Source organism: Streptomyces sp. NPDC013157 (genome assembly GCF_042899865.1).
GTDB lineage: Bacteria > Actinomycetota > Actinomycetes > Streptomycetales > Streptomycetaceae > Streptomyces.
This window is the reverse complement of record NZ_JBIBAK010000015.1, coordinates 80,816-101,631: the sequence shown is the minus strand read 5'-3', so window position 1 is coordinate 101,631 and position 20,816 is coordinate 80,816. Positions and strand designations below refer to the sequence as shown.

Annotated in this window: 13 protein-coding genes; 4 read left to right on the top strand and 9 right to left on the bottom strand. The window is 73.8% G+C overall.

Features of this window, described 5'->3' with window-relative positions; all coding sequences use genetic code 11:
- The first annotated feature begins 7 nt into the window (after nucleotides 1-7).
- The gene (locus ACFY6U_RS36250) at nucleotides 8-262 is read left to right on the top strand and encodes an FG-GAP-like repeat-containing protein (protein WP_390045159.1); all 255 of its coding nucleotides are present in this window, start codon (nucleotides 8-10) and stop codon (nucleotides 260-262) included.
- Nucleotides 263-393: 131 nt separating this feature from the next.
- Here the strand turns inward: ACFY6U_RS36250 and ACFY6U_RS36245 are convergent, their stop codons facing one another.
- The 4 genes from ACFY6U_RS36245 to ACFY6U_RS36230 form a co-directional block, all read right to left on the bottom strand.
- On the bottom strand, nucleotides 394-2,190 hold the full coding sequence (locus tag ACFY6U_RS36245; RefSeq protein ID WP_390045158.1) for an HEXXH motif domain-containing protein: 1,797 nt from the start codon (nucleotides 2,188-2,190) through the stop codon (nucleotides 394-396).
- A gap of 22 nt (nucleotides 2,191-2,212) precedes the next feature.
- Entirely contained in the window at nucleotides 2,213-2,392 is a 180-nt protein-coding gene (locus ACFY6U_RS36240) for a hypothetical protein (protein WP_390045156.1), read from the bottom strand.
- 90 nt (nucleotides 2,393-2,482) lie between these two features.
- A complete protein-coding gene (locus ACFY6U_RS36235) occupies nucleotides 2,483-3,574 on the bottom strand; it encodes a caspase family protein (protein WP_390045154.1) in 1,092 nt (363 codons plus the stop codon).
- Nucleotides 3,571-4,629 (bottom strand): hypothetical protein, encoded by a 1,059-nt coding sequence (locus ACFY6U_RS36230; protein WP_390045152.1) that lies wholly within the window; start codon nucleotides 4,627-4,629, stop codon nucleotides 3,571-3,573. The genes ACFY6U_RS36235 and ACFY6U_RS36230 overlap by 4 nt, the downstream gene beginning before the upstream one ends.
- A gap of 294 nt (nucleotides 4,630-4,923) precedes the next feature.
- Between ACFY6U_RS36230 and ACFY6U_RS36225 the strand changes: the two genes are divergently transcribed.
- Nucleotides 4,924-6,252 (top strand): cation:proton antiporter, encoded by a 1,329-nt coding sequence (locus tag ACFY6U_RS36225; protein WP_390045151.1) that lies wholly within the window; start codon nucleotides 4,924-4,926, stop codon nucleotides 6,250-6,252.
- Nucleotides 6,253-6,318: 66 nt separating this feature from the next.
- Here the strand turns inward: ACFY6U_RS36225 and fxsT are convergent, their stop codons facing one another.
- From fxsT to ACFY6U_RS36210, 3 genes are read right to left on the bottom strand one after another with little or no spacing between them, the layout of a single operon-like run.
- Nucleotides 6,319-10,911: an FxSxx-COOH system tetratricopeptide repeat protein gene (gene fxsT, locus ACFY6U_RS36220; protein WP_390045149.1), complete on the bottom strand. Its 4,593-nt coding sequence runs from the start codon at nucleotides 10,909-10,911 to the stop codon at nucleotides 6,319-6,321.
- Nucleotides 10,911-12,011, bottom strand: coding sequence for an AAA family ATPase (locus ACFY6U_RS36215; protein WP_390045147.1), 1,101 nt, complete (start codon nucleotides 12,009-12,011; stop codon nucleotides 10,911-10,913). The genes fxsT and ACFY6U_RS36215 overlap by 1 nt, the downstream gene beginning before the upstream one ends.
- Entirely contained in the window at nucleotides 12,008-13,462 is a 1,455-nt protein-coding gene (locus ACFY6U_RS36210) for a hypothetical protein (RefSeq protein WP_390045480.1), read from the bottom strand. Before ACFY6U_RS36210 ends, ACFY6U_RS36215 begins: the two co-directional genes overlap by 4 nt.
- 253 nt (nucleotides 13,463-13,715) lie before the next feature.
- Here ACFY6U_RS36210 and ACFY6U_RS36205 point away from each other — a divergent pair, with 253 nt between their 5' ends.
- Nucleotides 13,716-15,464: a dolichyl-phosphate-mannose--protein mannosyltransferase gene (locus ACFY6U_RS36205; RefSeq protein ID WP_390045145.1), complete on the top strand. Its 1,749-nt coding sequence runs from the start codon at nucleotides 13,716-13,718 to the stop codon at nucleotides 15,462-15,464.
- A gap of 21 nt (nucleotides 15,465-15,485) precedes the next feature.
- Here ACFY6U_RS36205 and ACFY6U_RS36200 read toward each other — a convergent pair whose 3' ends face one another.
- Entirely contained in the window at nucleotides 15,486-16,097 is a 612-nt protein-coding gene (locus ACFY6U_RS36200) for a DJ-1/PfpI family protein (RefSeq protein WP_390045478.1), read from the bottom strand.
- Between the two features lie 92 nt (nucleotides 16,098-16,189).
- On the bottom strand, nucleotides 16,190-17,509 hold the full coding sequence (locus ACFY6U_RS36195) for an alpha/beta hydrolase (RefSeq protein WP_390045144.1): 1,320 nt from the start codon (nucleotides 17,507-17,509) through the stop codon (nucleotides 16,190-16,192).
- A 195-nt stretch (nucleotides 17,510-17,704) separates the two neighbouring features.
- Here ACFY6U_RS36195 and ACFY6U_RS36190 point away from each other — a divergent pair, with 195 nt between their 5' ends.
- Nucleotides 17,705-20,779: an AAA family ATPase gene (locus ACFY6U_RS36190; protein ID WP_390045142.1), complete on the top strand. Its 3,075-nt coding sequence runs from the start codon at nucleotides 17,705-17,707 to the stop codon at nucleotides 20,777-20,779.
- Nucleotides 20,780-20,816: the final 37 nt, after the last annotated feature.

Here is a 20,816-nt window from a genome sequence, read left to right as displayed (position 1 = left end):
GGTTCCCGTGCCGAACTCGGCCGACGTCAACGGCGACGACCGCCCGGACGTCCTGGTGTCGTCCCTCAACGGCAACTCGGTCTCGGTCTACACCGGCACCTCGGGCGGCTCGCTGAGCGAGCTGACCGAACTGACCGAACTGTCGGCGGGCGGCGCCTACGAGGCGGCCGCCGCCGACGTGACGTCAGACGGCACCGAGGGCCTGCTGGTGGCGAGCAGCAGCGACGACGCGGTGGACGTCTTCACCGGCTCGTGCGGCTGATCACGCCAGGCCGTCAGGACACGGCCAGGGAGATCGCCCCGCTGCAGTCCCCGCCCGGCTCGATGGCGGTCGGCTCCCCGTCGGCCGCCATCGAGACCGTGCTCCGGGCGGGCGCGGTGTCGACACTGTTCTCAGACGGCGGGGCCGGCCGCCAGCCAGCGCGCGACGTCGCGCGGGTCGGCGGCCGTGCCGGTCAGGCGGAGTTCGCGGTGCACCGCGCGCGGCAGCTCCGGACGCTGCAGCAGCGGGCGCTCGGCGAGGGCGAGGACGAGGCCGGTCCACGCGTCGGCGTCCTCGGGGTCGCCCGCCAGCAGGCGGGCGTAGGCGTCGGAGGCGTCGGGGTCCCCGGCGACCAGGGCACGGTCGGCGGCGGACGGTACGGGCCAGTCGCCGGCGTCCGGCACGGCGAGGCGCTGCCGGATCAGTCCGTTGCGGGCCTGGGACCAGGGCGCGACGGGATCGGGGACGACGGCGGACGCGGCGATGGGCCCGTCGGCCGCGGCACCGGCGGTGAAGGCCCTGGCCAGGGCGCGGACGTCGTCCGGGGCGGGGGCCAGGTGCCGGAGCCGCCAGCCGGTGCGGTGGTCGGTGGCCGCCAGCTCGGCCAGCGCGGCGACGTCCGGACGGACCCGGGGGTCCGACCACCAGGCCGGCAACCGCGCTGCCATGCCCCGCAGGAAACGGCGCCCGTGCGCGGTCAGGCCGGGGTCGGCGCGCAGGGTCTGTACCGCCTCCTGGGTCTGCCGCCGGCGCAGCGCGAACTCGAACTCCGCCTCCTGGCGCGCGGCCGGCGGTACGTGGTCCAGGTACCTGCACCAGAAGTCGGTGATGCCCAGGAAGGCGTAGGCGCCCTGGAGCAGGCCGCTCAGCGGGCGCGGGTCGTTGCGCCAGGGGGCGTAGTGCCGTTCGGCCCCGCCGTCCCGCTCCAGCGTCAGCAGGTGGAGCAGCGCGCCCAGTTTGGTGTGCTGGAACTCGTGGACGAGGGTGACCGCGAAACTGACCGGGTCCGGGGGCAGCGAGGAGAGCAGGCCGCCGAAGGCGTCGCCGGAGGAGGCGCTGGCAACCGTCCAGGTGTGTGCCGACCGGACCTCGGCGACCGTGCGCAGTCCCTCCGCCATGGCGGCGGCCATGCCCGGATCGCTGGCCCCGAGCAGGTCCACGGCGAGACCGAACCGCTCCTGCCAGCGGGCGAGTTCGTCCTTGCCGAGGCGCTGCGGGGGCAGGGGCTCACTCAGGTCCCGGTACGGGTCGATGTCGTCCAGCCAGACGGTCACCGGCCGCTCCGCCGGCCCGGCCCGCAGGCTGCGCAGCCCCTGCCAGCCGGGGGCGTCGCCGTCGGGGCCTCCGGGCGGCTCGGGCGGGCCCACGCCGGCACCGTGCGGGTCGACCCGCAGCCGCCCCGCCTCCACCGCCACCTCCGCCGTCCCCCACCGTGGGCGGCCCGGCAGGCGGGCCAGTCCGAGGGCGGGGAACATCGCGGTGCCGTCCCGCAACGGCACGGTGGTGCGCAGGGGCAGCCCGGCGCGCAGCGCGGCGACCGCGCACACCGCGTGCAGATGGCCGAGGTCGGTCCAGAGCGGCCCGTCGCCCCAGGCCGTGTGCCTGAGCCGGCGCAGGCCGTGCCCCAGCCAGGTGCCGATCTGCGGGTGCAGCAGCAGTTCCCCGAACGCGCGCGGGGCGCGCTGCTGGGCCGCCGTGAGGATGTCCCACGCGGCGTCCACGGGCGGCAGCGGGCCCAGCGCTCCGGGGGTCGCGGCGGCGGTGTCGAGCAGGGCCCTCAGCAGCAGCAGGCGCCTGCTGTACTCGGTGCTCCACAGGAAACGAACGGTCTCCGGACCGCCCCGGCCCGCGGCCAGATCGTCGAAACACGCCGTGGGAACGACGTGGTGAGCGGCATGGGCGAGTGCGGAGCGTCCGTCCGGCTGCACACGGCTCCTTCCACGACGGTCGTCAGTCGGCCCGCTTGGGCGGTCCGTCACCGGCGAAGTTGACCCGCGGCCGCTCGACCTGCCGCAGCAACCGGTCCAGTGCACGCGCGTAGACGTCCGTGCTCTGGACCCGTAGGCCGGCAAGGGTGGTCTCGCTGAGATCGGGCAGTTCGGACCACACGGATTCCGTGGGCGTGTTCATGTGCCATCCCCCTGAGGACGTCCTCCCGTTGACTTCATGATGACGCATGCTCCAGGTGCCGTGAAGGCCGTGATCAGGCCGGTCAGCCTCCTATTCGGGCGTCAGCCAGCGGGCCGCCCAGTCCTTCAGGTCGCGCCGCGCGAGCGAGCCCGGATCGATCATGGCGAGTACTTCGACGAGGGCGGCCAGGCCGCCCGGGTGCAGACGGCAGGTACGCACGATGCTGATGATGTCGGCCCGTGCCGCACCCAGTCTGGGGATGGCACCGCCCAGGTCGACCGGCAGCATGTCGATGACGAGCTGCCGCTGGTCGCGGTCGGCCATGCCGGGCCACCCCGCGAGCAGGGCGATCAGTTCGGCCAGGGCCGAGTCCGGTACCGGTTCCGCCCGGCGCCGGGTGGCCGGGAAGTCGTAGTGGCGTACGTCGCCGGCCCCGGACCGGTACCAGAGCGAGGTGGGCCGCTGTCCCCCCTCGGTGAACCGTCCGATCACGGTGTCCGCCACCGTACCCATGTCCGGTGGCCAGTTCTCGTCGTCCGCGGCCTCCAGTACGGCCAGCACGGCCCGGGAGAACGCCCCGGTCCGCCGCACGGGATCGTTGGCCGCTCGCTGTCCCGGTCCCGAGGCCAGCAGCACGAACTGCTCCCGGCCCGGCAACCGGTCGCCGCGGGACGGGAGTTCGCCGGGCAGTGAGCGGACGAAGCCGAGGTCCTCGACGAAGGTCTGGCAGGAGTCCACCAGCCAGATCTGGCGCCGGAAGCCGGGCAGCGCGTCGGTGGTGAGGGTGGTCAGCCAGGCGTCCAGGTCGAGGTTGCGCTTGTCGTCGGCCGTGGCGTCGGCGTAGAAGAGCCTTCGGTGTCCCTGCGGATCGGTGACCCCGTGGCCGCCCCAGACGACGAACAGCAGGTCGCCCTCCAGCGCGGGCAGCCGGCGCGTCAGCACCTCCTGCACGGCCTCCCGACCGGCGCTGCCGGCGGTCACGTCCACCTCGGGCCCGCCGGTCCCGGGCAGGGCGCCCAGCAGCAGGGAGATGTGGGCCGCGGGCACGCCGCGGCCGCGCAGCCAGGCGGTGAAGCGGCGGGCGTCGGCCGCCGGACCCGGCAGGTCCCAGGACGGGCCGGCGGCATAGCGTTCCACACCGACGACGACGGCGTGGGTCCGGTCCGGGCGGGCGGCGGTCACGGCAGCTCCTCGGCCAGGACGCGGTACAGCTCGGGGTTGCTCCAGTAGGCGCTGTGGGAGAGCGGGAAGGGTTGGCGGCTGTCGAGGGCGATGTCCCGGACCCGGCCGGGGAAGACGCCGGCGCCGAGGTAGCTGAGCAGGTCCCGCCGGTCGTAGACGTTCAGCCAGCGCGGTACGTGGGCGGGCAGCGGGCTGCCCGGCTCCAGGCTGGGCAGGGCCCCGAGTTCATACAGGAACGGCGCCTGCGAGCCGACGGTCACCAGCAGCTCGACCTGCGGCAGCGGCCGCAGCACCAGCAGGTCCAGCGCGGCTATCCCGCCGAGGCTGTGCGCGAGCAGGACCACCGGCGGCTCCGCCTCCGCGACGGCCGCCGCGACGAACTCGCGGATCGGGCCGCCGCGGGCCAGGTAGAGCAGCACGTCCCCGGCGGCCGGATGGGCCGCGTCGGTGAGCGCCGAACGCCGTCTGACCGCCTGGGCGGAGGCCAGGCCGAGGGCCAGCCGTCCCGTCAGCCGCTTGATCCGCCGGGTCACGGGGCCGCGGTGTGTGCCGGGCTCGTCCCCGGTCGCGGAGGGGCCGGGGAGCAGGCCGGCGATCCGGGCGACCGCCTCGTCGCGGGCGGTGCCGTCGAGGGCCGTCGCCGGTCCCTGCCGCTCGGTCCGGCGGCGTACCGCCTCGGCCACGAAGGCCCGGGCCAGTTCGGCCGGGCCGGTGCCCTCGGCCGGGGCACGGAGGAAACGGCGGCAGTCGTCGGCGGTCAGCACGGCGGACACGGCGGCGGCGAAGTCCTCCGCGAGGCCCGCCGCGTCCAGCAGTCGGCGCAACCGGTCGTCCGCGGTGAGCGCCGGAGCCGCCGCCGAGAGGACCTCGCCCGGCGGCCGGGTGCCGGGGGCCGACTCGGCTCTCCCGGTGGTTTCCGCGGTGAGCAGGCGCAGTTCGAGCAGCGGGTCCAGATAGAGGAGGCCCCAGAATTCGACGTCCTCGTCGAGGTCCTCTCCCGGTGCGCCGGGGGCGACCGCTCCCGGCAATTCACGCCCCGTCGCGTACCCCGGCACGGAAATACCGTTCGAATGCAGTACCGATCCGGCAGTTCCCCCCCAATAACAGGAAGATATACGGACTTCGGGCCGTAACGGCCGCAATCCTTGCCGTACGGTCTCCACGGTTCCGCTGAATCCCGGCTCGCGTACGCCGGTGCCGTGTACGAATAAGACCGTTGCCACCGTCGACCCCCCGCCCTCTGACGGCATATTCCAAACGCATGCAAGAATAGATCAGTTGCCCCCACACCGGCTATACTGCGCGTGAACAACACCACAGGGTGAGGCACTTGCCGAAGGGGGATGCCGGTGAGCATCGACTCCACTGTCACTCACGTCGTCGCAGCTCTCGCGGTGGTGATCGCGCTCTCCTCGCTCTTGGGAGCGGCGGCCCGCAAGCTCCGCCAGCCGCCGGTCATCGGGCAGTTATTCGCCGGCATCGCCCTCGGCCCCAGTCTGCTGGGACTGGCCCCCGGAGGGGTGTATGAAACCATCTTCCCGGACCAGATCAAGCCAATTCTGACTTCCGTGGCCCAAGTCGCGCTGGTGCTCTTCCTCTTCGCGGTCGGTTATGAACTCGACCTCGGCCAGCTGCGCAATCGCGGCGCGGTGACCGCCGTCTCGCTGAGCGGGTTCGCGATTCCCATGCTGATCGGGGCGGGCATCGTTCTGCTCTATCCCGGAGGTTTCCATTCCGCCAACGGCGGGCATCCGGTCGACGCGACATTCACCCTGTATATGGCGGTCGCCCTGTCCATCACGGCGGTGCCCGTGCTGGCCAGCATCATCAGGGACCAGGGGCTGGCCGGCACCAGGCCCGCCACGATCGCGATGGCGGCCGCCGGTGTCATCGACGCGTTGAGCTGGCCGGTACTGGCCGTCGCCCTGATCGGCGGCGAGGACGGCTCACTGGGCGGCTGGACCGTCAAGGTGGCGCTCCTGGCGGCCTACGTGCTGGCGATGTTCGTGGTGGTGCGGCCGGTGCTCAAGTGGTGGATGAACCGGTCCGGCGCCCTGATGACCAATCACGTCCCGGTCGCCGCCGCCCTGGCGCTGGCCTCGGCCTGGGTCACCAGCGCGCTCGGACTGCATGTGATCTTCGGTGCGCTGCTGGCCGGGATCATCATGCCCCGCCAGTCCGACGGCGCTCCGGACAGCCAGGTGCTGCGCCCGCTCCAGGAGACCGGCGGCCTGCTGCTTCCGGTGTTCTTCGCGATCTCCGGGATGTCGGTCCAGCTCACCGGGCTGCACGCCTCCGACCTGCTGCTCCTGCTGGTGATATGCGTCGCCGCGGTGGCGGGCAAGGTGGCCGCCGGCGCCCTGTCGGCCCGGGGCGCCGCCCGGCTGCCCTGGCGTGACTCCCTGCTGATCGGTGTGCTGCTCAACACCCGAGGGCTCACCGAACTCATCGTGCTCAACGTGGGGTTGCAGGCCGGGGTGATCGGACCCCGGCTGTATGCGCTGCTGGTGGTGATGGCGCTGCTCACCACGGCCGCCGCCGGACCGCTGATCGGCCCGCTCCACCGCCCGGAGGGCACCTCACCGGCCGAACGCGCCGGCACCGAGGCGGACCCCGGTGGCGAGCAGACGCCGGACACCGGGCAGGCCGTGGACGCCGAGCCGACGCCACAGCCGTGACTCCGCTGCCGTGACTCCGCCGGGCCGAGCCGGTCGGGCGCCCAGGGCCCGACCGGCAGCCCTTGGCTAGAACGGCACCGGAGCGATGTCCGCCTCGGCCCGCTGGCTGCTGGCGGCGGCGACGGTCGCCGGGTGGCTCTCGCCCAGCGTCCGGCGGAACCGGGTCAGGGTGTCGGTGTGCAGCACCGTCGCCTCGTCCACGCGGTCCAGCGCGCGCAGGTCCAGGGCCACGTTGTTGGCGCAGGCCAGGGTGGTCGGGTGGTCCGGGCCGAGTGTCCGCCGAAGGATGTCCAGGCTCTGCCGGTCCGCTTCCAGGGCCTCCGTGTGGCGCCCGAGCGCGCTGTGGTGGTTGGCCATGCCGAGGGCCGTGGTCACGGTGAGGATGTGCTCGTCGGTCAGCGACTCGCGCATGCCGCCGAGCGCCTTGTCCAGGTGTTCCCCGGCGGCGTCGAGCTCCCCCAGGTGGCGCAGGGTGATGGCCACGTTCGTACGGGCCGACAGGGTGTAGGGATGGGTGGCGCCGAGTTTGGCCTCGTAGCGCGAGACGGTCGCCTCACCCAGTTCCGCCGAACGCCTCAGCTGGCCGTCCTGCCGGAGGTCGACGACCAGGTTGGCCGCGCAGGCGATGGTGTCCGGGTGGTCCGCGCCGTAGCGGGTCTCGAACCGCGCCATCGCCAGTTCGCTGAGCTGCACCGCCCCGTCGTGGTCGCCGGCGCGCCGCCGGCACACCGCGAGCACCCGGGCGCAGCTGATGGTGGCGGGGTTGTCCTCGCCGTAGGCGGCGACGTAACGGGCGTAGACGTCCTCCTGGTGGACCACGGATCCCAGGTAGTCACCGGTCTCCCGGATGTCGAGGGACAGCGCGCTCAGGGTGTTCAGCGTGTCGAGGTGGTTCTCGCCGAGGGCGAGGGCACGCAGCCGGGCCGTCTCCGTGTCGTATTCCCGGGCCTCCTGGTAGAGGCCCATCAGGCGCAGGCCGACGCCCAGGCTGTGGGCCGCGCGGAGGGTGGCCGGGTCGTCGTCGCCGAAGGCCCGCAGAGCGCGCGAGTAGACCGATCGGTTGATCTCCAGGGCCTGGGCCATCTCGGCCCGCAGCCGCAGTCCGCTGGTCAGCTGGATGAGGGCGTCGAGGGTGCCTTCGTCGTCCTCGCCGGCGATCCGGATGTACGTGTCCGCGGTGCGCTGCATCATGGCGGCGGCTTCCTCGTACTCACCGATCGTACGCAGCAGGAAGGCCAGCGTCTTCGCCATCTCCAGCGTCTGCTGGTCCTCGGCGCCGAACTTCCCGGTCCACAGCTGGACCGCCTCGCGCGCCATGGCGACCGCGCCGTCGTGGTCGCCCCAGATGTAGAGGAAGTCCACGGCGTCCCGGATCAGGCTGCGCACCCAGGGCGAGTCGCACTCCACGGCCCGCGACACCACGATGTGCGGCAGCAACTGCTGGTAGCGCGGCCACAGTTCCCTGGAGCCGGGACTGTTGGGGTTGGCGTCGGCGAGGAGCAGGTGCGCGCCGTGCCGCATGTCCGCCTGCTGCTGCGGGGACATGCGGTTGACCAGGACCGCCTGGACCAGACGGTGCAGCTGGATGGTGTCGTGCCGGTGCTCGATACGCGCCAGGGCGTAGACGTTGATCTCGCGGATGGCCCGGCCGAGCCTGATCGGGTGGCGCAGGGCCTCGTCGAGCTCCGGGGAGATGGTGCTGCGCGAGTTGTTGAAGAGGGCGCGCGAGATCGGCTCGGGAGCGAAGAAGGAGCAGACCTGGAGGAGCTGGAGCGCGGCGGGGTTGCGCTGTTCGAGCTGGCGCAGCGAGACGTCCCAGGCGGCGGCCACCGACATGGGGTAGTCCGGCGAGGGGACCAGTTCGAGCATCAGCTCGGCGATCTTCTCCCTGATCAGCCCCAGATACTCGGACACGGCCATACCGGTGACGGCCTGCCAGGCCGCGGCCTGCTCGATGGCGAGCGGCAGGTCGCCCAGCTCCTCGGCGAGTCGGTCGGCGTCGGAGTCGCTCAGGTCACGGGCCCGCCGGCGGAGCAGGGCCTTGCTCTCCTCGCGGGTGAAGACGTCCACGGAGAGGGTCCTGGCCACCCGGTCCCATTCCTGGTTCCGCGAGGTGATGAGGATCTTCCCGGTGCCGCCGGTCGGGAAGTAGGGGCGTACGGCCTCGACGTTCTCGGCGTTGTCGAAGACCAGGAGCCATCGGCCGAAGGGCTCCCCGCGGCGCAGCGCCTCGCGGACCGCCGGGACCGCCCTGTTGGCTTCCGCGCCCACGTTCAGACCGAGCCGGTGGGCGAGTTCGGTGAGCGCGGTCAGGATCATCGTCGGCTGTTCGGACGGGATCCACCAGATGACGTCGTATTCGGAGGAGTGCCGGTAGACGTATTCGATGGCGATCTGGGACTTCCCGACCCCGCCCATGCCGTGCAGGGTGTGCGGCAGCACCGCCGAGGTGTCGCCCGTCAGCAACTGCTCGTGCACCTGCGCGAGGAGTTCCTCCCGCCCGGTGAAATTGGGGTTGTTCGGTGGCACGTTGCCCCAGACCACCGGTACGGAGGCGCGCTGCGGGGCCGAGCGCGACTGGGGTGCGGCCGGCCCGGGGACCGTCCTGCCGGGTGACGAGAGGTCGGCGCCCGGCAGCCCGTCGGTGCTCGGAACGGGAATCTCCCGCACTGGAGTCCCGCTCGCGGATTCTCCCGCTGCATGCTGGTGCTCACTGGCAGTGGTGTCGGTCATGTCCAGGCCGCCCAAGTCTGAATTTACAACATCTTTATTACGGATATCGTGGCTCATTTGCCGCGAATTCTCAGTGATCGACGCACCCGAAGGAGCCCCTTCCAACGCCGCGCCGACCCGGCGGGCGCGCAGCAGGTAGGGCCCGGACAGGGCGCGCAGCACGGCCAGCTCGACACGCACGAACGGCAGACTCTCCGCCGTCACTTGTGGAACCGGCTCCTCGTCAGGGGCGAGCAGCGCGCCGTGCAGCCCGCGGGCCGCCTCGAACCGGTCGCCGTAGAACTCGGACACCGAGCTCACCACCCGGGCGGTGTCCGCACGCATCGCGCCCGCCAGCAGCGCCTCGCGCGCCCCGTCGACGAACTCCAGCGGCGCGGGCGCGGTGGCGCTCCGCGCACCGGCGGGCGTCGGCTGCTCCAGCAGGCCGCTCAGGAAGAGCTCGGCCAGATGGGCCGGCTGCGCCTCGGGCACCAGCCTGCGCTGGACGTCCCGCACCAGGCGGGGCTCCAGGATCGCGGCGGCCAGATGCGTGGCCAGCCGGAAGGCGGTGGGGGTGGCATGGCTGCGGAAGCGCCGGATGCGCTCCTGTACCGAGGGTGGCGGGACGACGGCCGGCGGCTCGTCGGCATCCTCCTCGGGCACATCGGGCGCGCCCAGTAACAGCACCGGGGCCTCGACCCAGCCGGGCTCCGCACCGGCCACCAGACCGGCCCAGCGGCCCAGCCACCGGGCGTCCAGCTCCAGGACCGGGACCGCCGCCGTCCAGGTGCCGGGCGGCGGATCGAAGGGGTCGCGCCACTCGGCCGGGAAGTCCACGGCCAGTTCGTTGGTGCGGGCCCCCGCGCGGGGGCTGCGCAGCCGTGCGGGCCGGGGGGTGAGCGCGGTGCGGTGCCAGTCCCGCTGGGAGAGCAGATGCACCACCGCCGCCGGCCCGGCCGCCGCCCAGAGCTCCAGCGCCTGCCGGCCGGCCCCGGTCCGCCACAGCGGTCCCAGGCCGTCGGTGAGGACGAGGATGATCCGGCGGCCGGTGCGGTCCACCAGTTCGCCGGGGACGCCGAGGACGTCGTGGTCCGGATACGGCCCGCGCAGCACCGCCTCCGGCCCCCGCGGGGTCTCGCGCAGGCCGAGCCGGCGCACCCGTACGTCGCGGAAGGCGCCCAGCCGTTCCGCCACGGCGGTGAACTCGGCGACCGTCTGCTCCCAGATCACCATGGTCGGGTGGTCGTCCACCACCAGCACCAGATCGAAGCGGCGCTCGTCCGCCGACCGGGTGTAGGGCACCCACAGGCCGTCTTCGGCGGCGCGTTCGGCGGTGGTCTCCTCGTCCAGCTCGACCTCGGACGCCGAGGGCACCAGCTGCTTCAGCACTCGCAGCGCACGGGTGATCCCCGTCGCGTCCCGCAGGTCCGGCACGGCCTCGGCCGGCTCGGCCGGTACGACCGCCTCGGCACGGAGCCACCGGGTCGCCCGCTCCGGCGCGGAACCGGGTCCGGCCCCCTCCGCTCCGGCGGGCGGCAACGGCAGGAACAGCACCTCGGCCAGGTCACCGGACGGCTCCCGCACCGCGCCGTCGGCGGTCCCGTCCGTCGTGCCGTCCCCGGTCTCCGCCGACCTGCCGCCTCCGGTCCCGTTCGCCGTACCGGCGGCCCCGCCCGCCGTACCTCCGGCGGTCCCGTTCGCCGTACCGCCACCGGTCCCGGCTGTCGTACCGCCGCCCGTCCCACCCGTCGTACGGCCGCCCGTCCCACCGGACACCGGCGGCCTGTCGAGCGGTTCGGGCAGCCCGGAGAGCCCCGACAGCGCGGTCGGCCGGGGCTGGGGCGGGCGGTCCGACGCCGGCAGCCGGGCCGCCAGCGTCTGGTACGCGTGCAGCCAGAGGCCCTCCGCCACTTCGAAGGCCTCCGGACGACGCGGGTCGTCACCCATCAGGGCGCCCCCGACAGCTCGCGCCAGAGGGCCTCCAGCAGCTCGCCCCAGGACTCGTCGTCCTCCCGGACCCCGGCCGTCCGCAGGAAGATGGCGTTGAGCAACTGGTCGGTCGCCAGTCCGCCGTTCTGCCGGCTGCGTTCCACGAACGCCCGGATCATGTCGTCGTGCCGGCCCTCCTGGTCCCGGAAGTGCGCGGCGATCATGGTGGCCAGCTGGTCCTCGCGGGGCGGGGAGACGTCCAGCCGGACGCAGCGGCGCAGGAAGGCCGGCGGGAACTGCCGTTCGCCGTTGCTGGTGATGACGACGAACGGGAAGGCCCGGCACCGTACCCGGCCGTCCGTCACCGTGACCGTGGTGTCCGGGTCGTCGGTGAACACCCGTGCCCGGCCCTCGTGATGACGGGCGCGGACCAGTTCCGGGATGTCGTACGAACCGTTCTCCAGCACGTGGAGGAGGTCGCTGGGCAGGTCGATGTCGCTCTTGTCCAGTTCGTCGATGAGCAGGACGCGGGGCAGCTCGTACGGGAGCAGGGCGGTGCCCAGCGGGCCCAGCCGCACGAAGTCCCCGATCCGGGCGCCGGTGCCGCCGTCCGGCGGCGCCTCGGCGGTGCCCTCGCCGTCGGGGACGGCTGCCGGTCGCCGCCCCAGGGAGGCCTGGGCCCGGCCGATGGCGTCGTACTCGTACAGTCCGGAGCGCAGGGTGCTGCGCGAGGTGATCCCCCAGTGCAGGACGCGGCCCAGGCCCAGTTCGCGGGCGACCAGGTAGGCCAGCGTGGACTTCCCGATGCCGGGCCGGCCGGTCACCAGCAGCGGCCTGCGCAGCAGCAGGGCCGTGTTGATCATGTCGATGTCGTGCGGGTTCTGCCGGGAGGTGGTGCGGCCCACGCTGCCGAGCCGGCGGTCGGTCTCGGCGCTCTCGGCCGGTACGGGCGGCAGCACCGGGCCGCCGTCGAAGGTCCGCCAGCCGGGCGGCGGAGGCAGCACGTCGGCCAGGCGGATGTCGGGCAGCGGCTGCCCGGTGCCCCGGTAGATCCACCAACTGCGGCTGACCGGGCCGCCGTTGCGGCTGTTCTCCACCGGGTGCTGGACGCCGTTCATGAGGTCCCCTCGTCGTCGTGTCCGCCGCGCACACCGCCGGGATCCGACGCCGGGTATTCGGACCAGTCCACCATCCGGTTCGGGTTGTCCAGGAGCACCGCGAGGTGACGTCCTGCGTGCGCATCGCGTTGCGGGGCGGCTGCGGTGGCCGCCTCGCTGCGCAGCTTCTTCACGCGCTGCGGCAGTTCGGCGACCGTTCCCTTCAGCAGTCTGTCGACCCGTTTCCGGAAGTCGCCCGGGGGCGTCGGCCGGCGGTCCCAGACCGCCAACGGCACCCCGGCCTGCAGCGCGGCTTCGAGCGTGGTCTGGCGGCCGCCGGGTCCGGGCAGCGGGGGCCCGGTGAGCGCGACCGACACGAGCCGCTCGTCGGCGGCGAGGGCACTGTTCCACTGCTCGGGGTCGTGGCCGCGCTCCCCCGTCGTGTCCCAGTGGCAGACGATCCGGGGACCGGCCGCCAGCTGCTGCCAGCGGTTGCGCCAGCGCCGGTGGTACCGGCGGGCCCGCATCCGCTCCAGGCTCCGCAGCGCCACCGGGTAGTCCAGGCACAGGGCGGTCGCGGAGGGCGAGTGCGAGGCGGTCGGCAGCCATTCCATGGGACGGTTCAGCAGGTGGAGCGGCAGTACGAACTCGAGGACCGGCCGGCCGGGTTGCTCGCCCCAGTCCTCCTCGACGCTCTCCACCAGCTGCTCCACCGCGGCCTCGACGTCGTCCAAGGCCACGATCCGGTCCTCTCCTCGCTCCGGCCGCCACGAGCCGGGCCGCCGCTGGCGCCAGTGGGACAGCAGGTACTCGTCCGAACTCATCCCGTGTCTGCTCAACTGGACAACGAGACAGGCGGGAGCCGGTTCCGCCGCTCCGCGCGCTATCTGCGAGCGGAGCGCTTCGAGAGGTTTCACCAGGTCGAGTCGGGTGCTCTGATCGTCGATCCAGCCGCGCAGGCCGTCGACGACCTGCCGGTCGGCGTCGGCCGCCGTGCCCGCCGCGATCGCGTGCTCCACCAGGACCAGCACGGGAAGCAGGCCGTCGGGGCGGGCGTTGGCCCCGGCGAGGAAGTCGAAGGCCTCCTGGAGGGAGGTGACCGGGTGCACCGGGAGCGGAAGGTCGCCGGCCGCCGCGTACAGCAGGCCCTGCGCGTCGGGATACGGTAACCGGCCCAGCAGCGTGCGGGCCCTGCGGAGTTCGGCATCGGGCAGGACCGCCAGAACCGGCGAGCCGGAGACGAGCTCGACGATCCTCAGCACGGGAATCGACCCGGGGTCGTACACCTGGAGGGTGTCCACCAACACCGACAGTCCCGCAGGCTGTTGCCAGCAGGCTCGGGCTATCTCCAGGATGTCGTGCCGCTTCCGGTCGTGTCGCCGTACGTTGGCCAACTCGGGTAACCGGCCCGACAGCATGTCGATCAAGAGATCGCGCCCTCCCGGTGCATCGAGTCCCGACACCGCGCACATCTGGTCTACCAGCTCATGCTCGAACCCCGCCGCATGACCGCCGTTTCTCACACTGAACAAGCGTCCCCCGTTCACGGCTCCTGTGCCCCCCAAGTCCCTTCCGTTGCAGGGCAGTCCGGGTGCCGTAGCCCTGGGTCCAGGGTATGGCCCAGGCCTTACACGTGGCCACCCCGGTACGGTCAATCACAGGCACGGAACCCGCTGCCCGGCCACCGCTTCGCGGCCGGATGCGGCCACGGCCTAAGGTCGTCCGGTGACGAACAGCAGCGCGACGCGTTCCCACGACCTCGACGGCATACGTCCGGCGCCGGAGTCCCCGGCGTGGCCGGCCCGGCTGCGCCGGTTCGGTTACGCCGGGCCTCCGCGCACCGGCACCCGCACGGGTCCGCCCGCCGGTGTCCGGGAACGCCTGGTCCCGCCCTTCCCCGAGCCCACCGCCCGGCTCTGGCAGCTCCTGGGCCTCGGCCCGGCCCGGGCGCGGCGGCTCGCGAGGGCGACGGAGTGGCTGGGGCCACTGCTCGTCGCCGTCCTGGCCGGCGTCCTGCGTTTCTGGCACCTCGGCCGGCCACGGGACCTCGTCTTCGACGAGACGTACTACGCCAAGGACGCCTGGGCACTGCTGCACCTCGGTTACGAGGGCACGTGGCCGGACCGCAAGATCGCCGACCCGCAGATCCTGGCGCACCCCCAGGTGATCTCGCTCTCGGACACCGGCTCCTTCGTCGCGCACCCGCCGACCGGCAAGTGGGTGATCGCCGTCGGCGAGTGGCTGTTCGGCCTCGACCCGGTCGGCTGGCGCTTCATGACGGCGGCCCTGGGCACCCTGTCGGTGTTCATGCTGTGCCGGATCGGCCGCCGCCTGTTCCGTTCGACGTTCCTGGGCTGCCTGGCCGGGGCGCTGATGGCGATCGACGGCCTGCACCTGGTGATGAGCCGCACCGCGCTGCTCGACCTCGTCGTCATGTTCTTCGTGCTGGCGGCGTTCGGCTGCCTGCTGATCGACCGGGACCGGTTCCGGGCCCGGCTGGCGGCAGCGCTGCCGGCCGACGCGGCGGGCCGGGTGCGCCCGGACGCGGACACCGGCGACCGGGCCGGGACGGGCCGGCGGCCCTGGCGCCTCGCGGCCGGCGTGCTGCTCGGCCTCGCGGCCTCGACGAAGTGGAACGGCCTGTACGTCCTGGTGTTCTTCGTGGTCCTGACGCTGCTGTGGGACGTCGGCGCCCGCCGCGTCGCCGGGGCCCGCCACCCGTACCGGGCGGTCCTGCGCCGGGACCTCGGCCGGTCGGTCCTCTCCCTCGTCCCGACCGCGCTCCTGACGTACCTGCTCTCCTGGACCGGCTGGTTCCTGTCCGACGACGGCTGGGGCCGGCACTGGGCGGACGGCCGCGGCGGCACCTGGTCGTGGATACCGGCCCCGCTGCGCAGCTTCTGGCACTACGAGTACCTGGTGTACCAGTTCAACGTGGGCCTGCACACGCCGCACAAGTACCAGTCCAACCCGTGGAGCTGGCTGGTCCTCGGCCGTCCCGTGCTGTTCGCCTACGACTCCCCGCAGCCCGGCCAGGACGGCTGCTCCACCGCGACCGCCTGCACCCGCACGGTCCTCGCCCTCGGCACCCCGATGCTGTGGTGGTCGGCCTGCTTCGCCCTCGCCTACCTGCTCTACCGGTGGGCCCTGCGCCGCGACTGGCGGGCCGGTGCGATCCTCTGCGCGGTGGCGGCCGGTTACCTCCCCTGGTTCCTGTACCAGGACCGTACGGTGTTCTCCTTCTACGCCGTGGTCTTCGTGCCGTACCTGTGCCTGGCCGTGGCGATGATGATCGGGGCCCTGCTCGGGCCGCCGGGTGCGACGGAGCGGCGGCGGCTGCGGGGCGCGGTGGCGGCCGGGGTACTGGTGCTCCTCATCGCCTGGAACTTCGTCTACTTCTACCCGATCTACACCGGGCAGACGATTCCCTACGGCGGCTGGCAGTCCAGGATGTGGCTCGACACCTGGATCTGAGGCCCGGGCCCGCTGCGGCGCTCAGCGCAGTGCGGCGGCCTCGCCCGTGCGGACGGCGCGCAGGACGCGGTCGACGGTCTCCTGCTTCTCGCCGACGGGTGCCGTGTAGCCGATGACCTCGCGCACGGCCTCGTCGCCGAGGGTCCGGGAGATCACCCAGGCGCCGAGGTACTGCGAGGCCATGCAGCCGCCGGCCGTGGCGATGTTCCCCTCGCTGTGGAACGGCGCGTCCAGCACGGTGACCCCGCGGGCCTCGACGAAGGGCCGGCTGACCGTGTCCGTGCACGCGGGCCTGCCGTCCAGCAGACCGAGCCGGGCCAGCACCAGGGCGCCGGAGCACTGTGCGCCGATCAGCTGGCGCCCGGGGTCGAGCGGCAGCCGGGAGACCAGCCGGTCGTCGGCGACGACGTCCCGGGTCCGCACCCCGCTGCCGACCAGCACGACGTCGGCCTCGGCCACGAACTCCAGCGGCCGCTGCCCGGTCACCTCGACGCCGTTCATGGACGTGACGACGGGGGTGGGCGTCGTGATGAACGCCTCCAGCCCGTTCTTGCGGCACCGGTTGACGAGCGCGGCGGCGATGAAGGAGTCCAGTTCGTTGAACCCGTCGAAGGTGACCACGGCTACCTGCATCGCCACTCCCCACTCCCTGCTCCACCGGTCCGGCACCGGCTGCCCACTCTACGGGCTCCGCCACGGCCGCCGCGGTGCCGTGACCCGGCCGGTCAGCGGTGGGCCGTGGCCGTGGGGCTGGGCTCCGGGCCCTCCGCGCGCAGCGAGCGGTGGCCGTGGGCGGGAGTGGGGCCGGGGGTGGGTGTGCCCGCCGCCTCGGTCACCGGCTTCCTGGCGTGGTGCCGGGGCACGACGTCCTGGGGGAAGGTCAGCTGCCCGTTCATCCACTTCAGGGCGGCGGGCATCTCCCGTACCCAGGTGGGGAAGTTGTGGCTGCCGTTCTCGGGGAGGATGGAGACGACCCGCATGGGCGCCTTGACGGCCTTGATGAAGGCCTCGGTCTGCGCGTAGCCCTTCTCACCGTGCTTGCTGTTGGCGACCAGGACCGACACCTGGGGCGCGGGCAGGTGCTTCAGGCGCCACATCAGGTCGTGGCCGTCGATCCGGGCCTGGCGGCCGGGACCGCTGCCGAAGAGGTTGCCCGTGGTGGGGTCGTCCTTGACCCGGTAGTCGGGCGACAGGGCGGCGGCCGTGGTGTAGACGCCGGGGTCGCGCATCGTGAGCTGAAGGGCGCAACTGCCGCCGGACGAGTACCCCATGACGCCCCAGGAGCTGGCGTCGTGGCCGGCCCGGTAGACGGACTTGACGGCGTCCGGGAGGTCCTTGGCCAGGAACGTCTCGGTCTGCGGTCCGCCGGGGACGTCCACGCACTCGGTGTCGCGCGGCGGGGCGATGGTGGGCCGGATCATCACGATGATCGTCGGCTGCATCTGGCCCTTGCGCTGGAGTTCGCCCGCGGTCTGGGAGACCCGCAGGTGCTGGGCGAGGTTGTAGATGCTGCCCGGGTAGCCGCTGAGCGCGACGATCACCGGGAACCGCATGCGGTGGTACGCCTTCTGGAAGTACTGCGGCGGGAGGTAGACGAAGGCCGGGTCGACCACGCCGGTGCGCCGGCCGATGATCTTCACGGACTCCACCCGGCCGACGGCCGCCGCCGGCCCGTCGGGCAATCCGCTGACCCTGCTCAGCTGCTGGTCCCCGGCGGGCTGCACGAGCGACGCCCCGTGGACGCTGCTTATGCCGTTCACCGAGCCGCCGCCGTTCCCGCCGGCCGCCTGGGTCACGCCGACCGGAGCGGTGTCGACGTTCCCGAACAGCTCGTTCCAGGAGCCGAAGAACTGGTACGACGAGTTCACCGCGCAGGCGAACGCCGCGACGATCGTCACCTGTGTCACCGCGACGGCCCCGAGCCGCCCCAGCACCTGCCACAGCCCCGGCCTGGCGAGCCGCGGCCACAGCCAGACCAGCAGCGCCACACACAGGGCGGACAGCGCCGCCAGCGCGTATACGGTCGTTCGACTGGTCAAACCCATGTCACTCAGTCCCTGTTTTCCCTGCCCGTGCTCCGTTGCTTCCGCACAGGAGGAGGGCGGAAGAGCCTTCCGCGTTCCGTAACGAGGGATTCAGGAAGAAGACATGACCTGTTACGCCATGTCGGGCGACGGGGCCGCCGCCGTGAAGTGACGGACGTCATTGACACACCGATCACCGAAGGTTGTCATGAACACATGCAACTGACCGGGCGCCGAGCGCTGCTCGACGCCGCCCGGGTCCAGGCGGCGGCCCGCCCCGGACTGCTCCTCCACGGTCCCGCCGGCATCGGCAAGTCCGCGCTCGTGGCGGCCCTCGCGGCGGACCCGGCCGCCGGGACCGTCCTGCACTGCTCGCCCGCCGAGGCGGACGCCCGGCTGCCCTTCGCCGGGCTCGTCGACCTGTTCGCGCGGATCCCGGACAGCCACCTGGACAACCTGCCGCCGGAGCCCCGGGCGGCGCTGCGGGCGGCCCTGCTGCGCGGCGGCGGACCGGCGGACGACCGCGGCCTGCTCGCCGTGCGCGTCGCCGTCCTCGACGCACTGCGCGCCCTGGCCGCCGCGGGTCCCGTCCTGCTGGTCGTCGACGGCCTGCAGTGGCTCGACGGGCCGACCGCCGAGGTCCTCGCCTTCGCCGTACGCCGGCTCGACGACCCCGGAGTCCGGATGCTCGCCGCCGAGCGGGTGCCGGACGGCGGCCGGCCCGAGCGGCTGCACTGCTGCCCGCCGGGCACCGTCGAACTCCCGGTGCCGCCCCTGACGGACGGCGAGACCGCCCACCTGGTCCGCACCGACCTCGGCGCCGACCTGCCCCCGGCACTGCTCCGGGCGATCCAGCGGACCGCCGCCGGAAACCCCTTCTACGCACGGGAGTTGGGCCGCGCCGCCCGGACCGCCCCGCCGTCCGCCGGGTTCGGCCCGCTGCCGCCGGTGCCCCCCGGGCTGCGCACCCGCCTGCTGGAGCGGGCCCGCGCACTGCCGGAGCCGGTGCGGCGCACCCTCCTCGTCGCGAGCGCCGCCGCCCGCCCCAGCCTCACCCTGCTGCGCGCCGCCGGGCTCCCGGCCCCGGCCGCGGACCTCGCGGAGGCGGAACGGCTCGGCATCGCGACGGCCGACGCCGACGGGGTCGTACGTTTCCACCACCCCGTGCTGCGGGCGGCCGTCCACGCCGACGCCTCCGAGCACGGGCGGCGGCAGGCGCACGCTCTGCTGCTCCGCGCGGTGCCCGAGCCGGTGGAGCGGGCCCGCCATCTCGCGCTCGCCCACCCGTACGAGGACGAGGACACGGCCCGCACCCTGATGGCGGCGGCCGGCTCCGCGCGCCATGACGGCGCCCCCGGCACCGCCTTCGAACTGGCCGCCCTCGCCGCCCGCCGCACCCCGGCCGCCCACCCGGCGGAACGTGCCGAACGGCTGCTGGCCGCGGCCGAGTACGCCTGCGACGCCGGGCGCACGGAGGAGGCGGGCGAGGCCGCCGGGGCGGTGCTCGCGCGGTCCGGCTCGGCGGCCCAGCGGGTGCAGGCCCGGCTGGTGCTGCTGCGCGGCGCCGGGCAGGCGCTGGAGGGCGCCGAGGACCTGATCGCGGACGGCCTGCGCGACGCGGCCGGCGATCCGCGCTCCGAGGCCCGGCTGCACCACTGGGCCGCCGTCCGGGGCCTGCTGTGCGGGGAGTTGACCGAGGCGGCCGCGCACGCCCGGCGGGCGGCCGCGGCGGGCGACACCGGGACCAGAATCGACGCGCTCGCCACCCTGGCCCGGGTGCAGTCCCTGGCCGGCGACCCGGCCAGCGCCGACGCCGCACTGACAGAGGCCCTGACCCTGCTGGCAGCACCCCGAAGGGGCGCGGGGCCGTATCCGATATGCGGCTGCCACCGCGCGGGCGCGACCAGCCCCAACGACGCCGCACCCGAAGTCCACCCGAGCCCGGCAGCACCCCGAAGGGGCGCGGGGCCGTATCCGATATGCGGCTGCCACCGCGCGGGCGCGACCAGCCCCAACGACGCCGCAGTCGACACACAGCACGTCGCGGCGCTCCCAGCGGAGCGCTTCGGCGGCCCGGAGAGCAGGCGGCTGATCCGGATGCGGGCGATCCTCGCCCTGGACTCCGACCGGGTGACCGAGGCCCGCGACCAGGTCGTCGCGCTGCTCGCCGCGACCGGCGAACCGGCGGGAGCCGAGGAGACCGTCGCGACCCTGGTGGCGCTGACCCGGATCCAGGTGCGCGCCGGGCACTGCCGGGAGGCGCTGCGCACCGCGGCCCGCTGCTCGCGCGCCCTGGCCGAGGCGGCTCCGGCGCTCTACGCGGCGGCCCTCGCCGCTACCACCGGCGGCACCCCCGAGGAGGCCCGGCAGCTGGCCGCACGGGCGGTCCGCGCCTCGGAGGCCGACGGCGACCGGCTGTTCCTGCTGCGCGCCCTCGCCGTCCTCGGGCAGGCCGAACTCCTCGGCGGCGATCCGCGCGGGGCGGCGGCCGCCGTCGAGGCGCTGCAACGCGTCAAGGAACTCGGCGAGGCCATGTGCGCCGCCGACCCGCCGCTGCTGCACTGGTACGGCGACCTGGCCGAGGCCCTGGTCGTGCTCGGCGAGACGGAGGCGGCCGGGGCGGTGCTCCACGACGCCCGCGCCCGGGTGCCGGACGGGGCGCCCGGCAGCGTCCTGGCGGCGCTGGACCGGGCGGAGGGGCTGCGCGAGGCGGGGATCGGCCGGGCCCGGGAGGGCGCGGTACGGCTGCGTACCGCCGTCGACCGGCTGCGCCCGCTGCCGCTCCCCGTCGAACTGGTACGCACCCTGATCGCGCTCGGCGCGGTCGAGCGCCGCGCTCGCCGCCGGAACGCGGCCCGCGCAGCCCTCGCCGAGGCCCTGGAGACGGCGACCCGGATCGGCGCGGCCCCGCTCGCGGCCCGGGCGAGGGACGAACTGGCCCGGCTGGCGGCCGGGGAACGCGGCGGCGAGGCGGGCGCGGCCGGGCCCGACCTCACGCCCACGGAGGCGAGGATCGCCGAACTGGTCGGCGGCGGGGCGACCAACAGGGAGGTCGCCGCCGAGCTGTTCATCAGTGTCAAGACGGTCGAGGGCGCGCTGTCCCGGGTCTACCGCAAGGTCGGTGTCCGCTCCCGCACCGCGCTGGCGCACGCGATGGCGGTCGCCGTCATCGCCGCCGGCGCGGCGGTGGACACCGGCGACGACGACCGACCCGCACCCACCGCACAGTCGGTGACGGTAAGTCAGGCCGCGCGGGCCCGGCTCCCCCGTCCGCTCGACACACGCCGTTGACGTGACATGGGCAGTTAACACAGAACGCAAGGGTTCC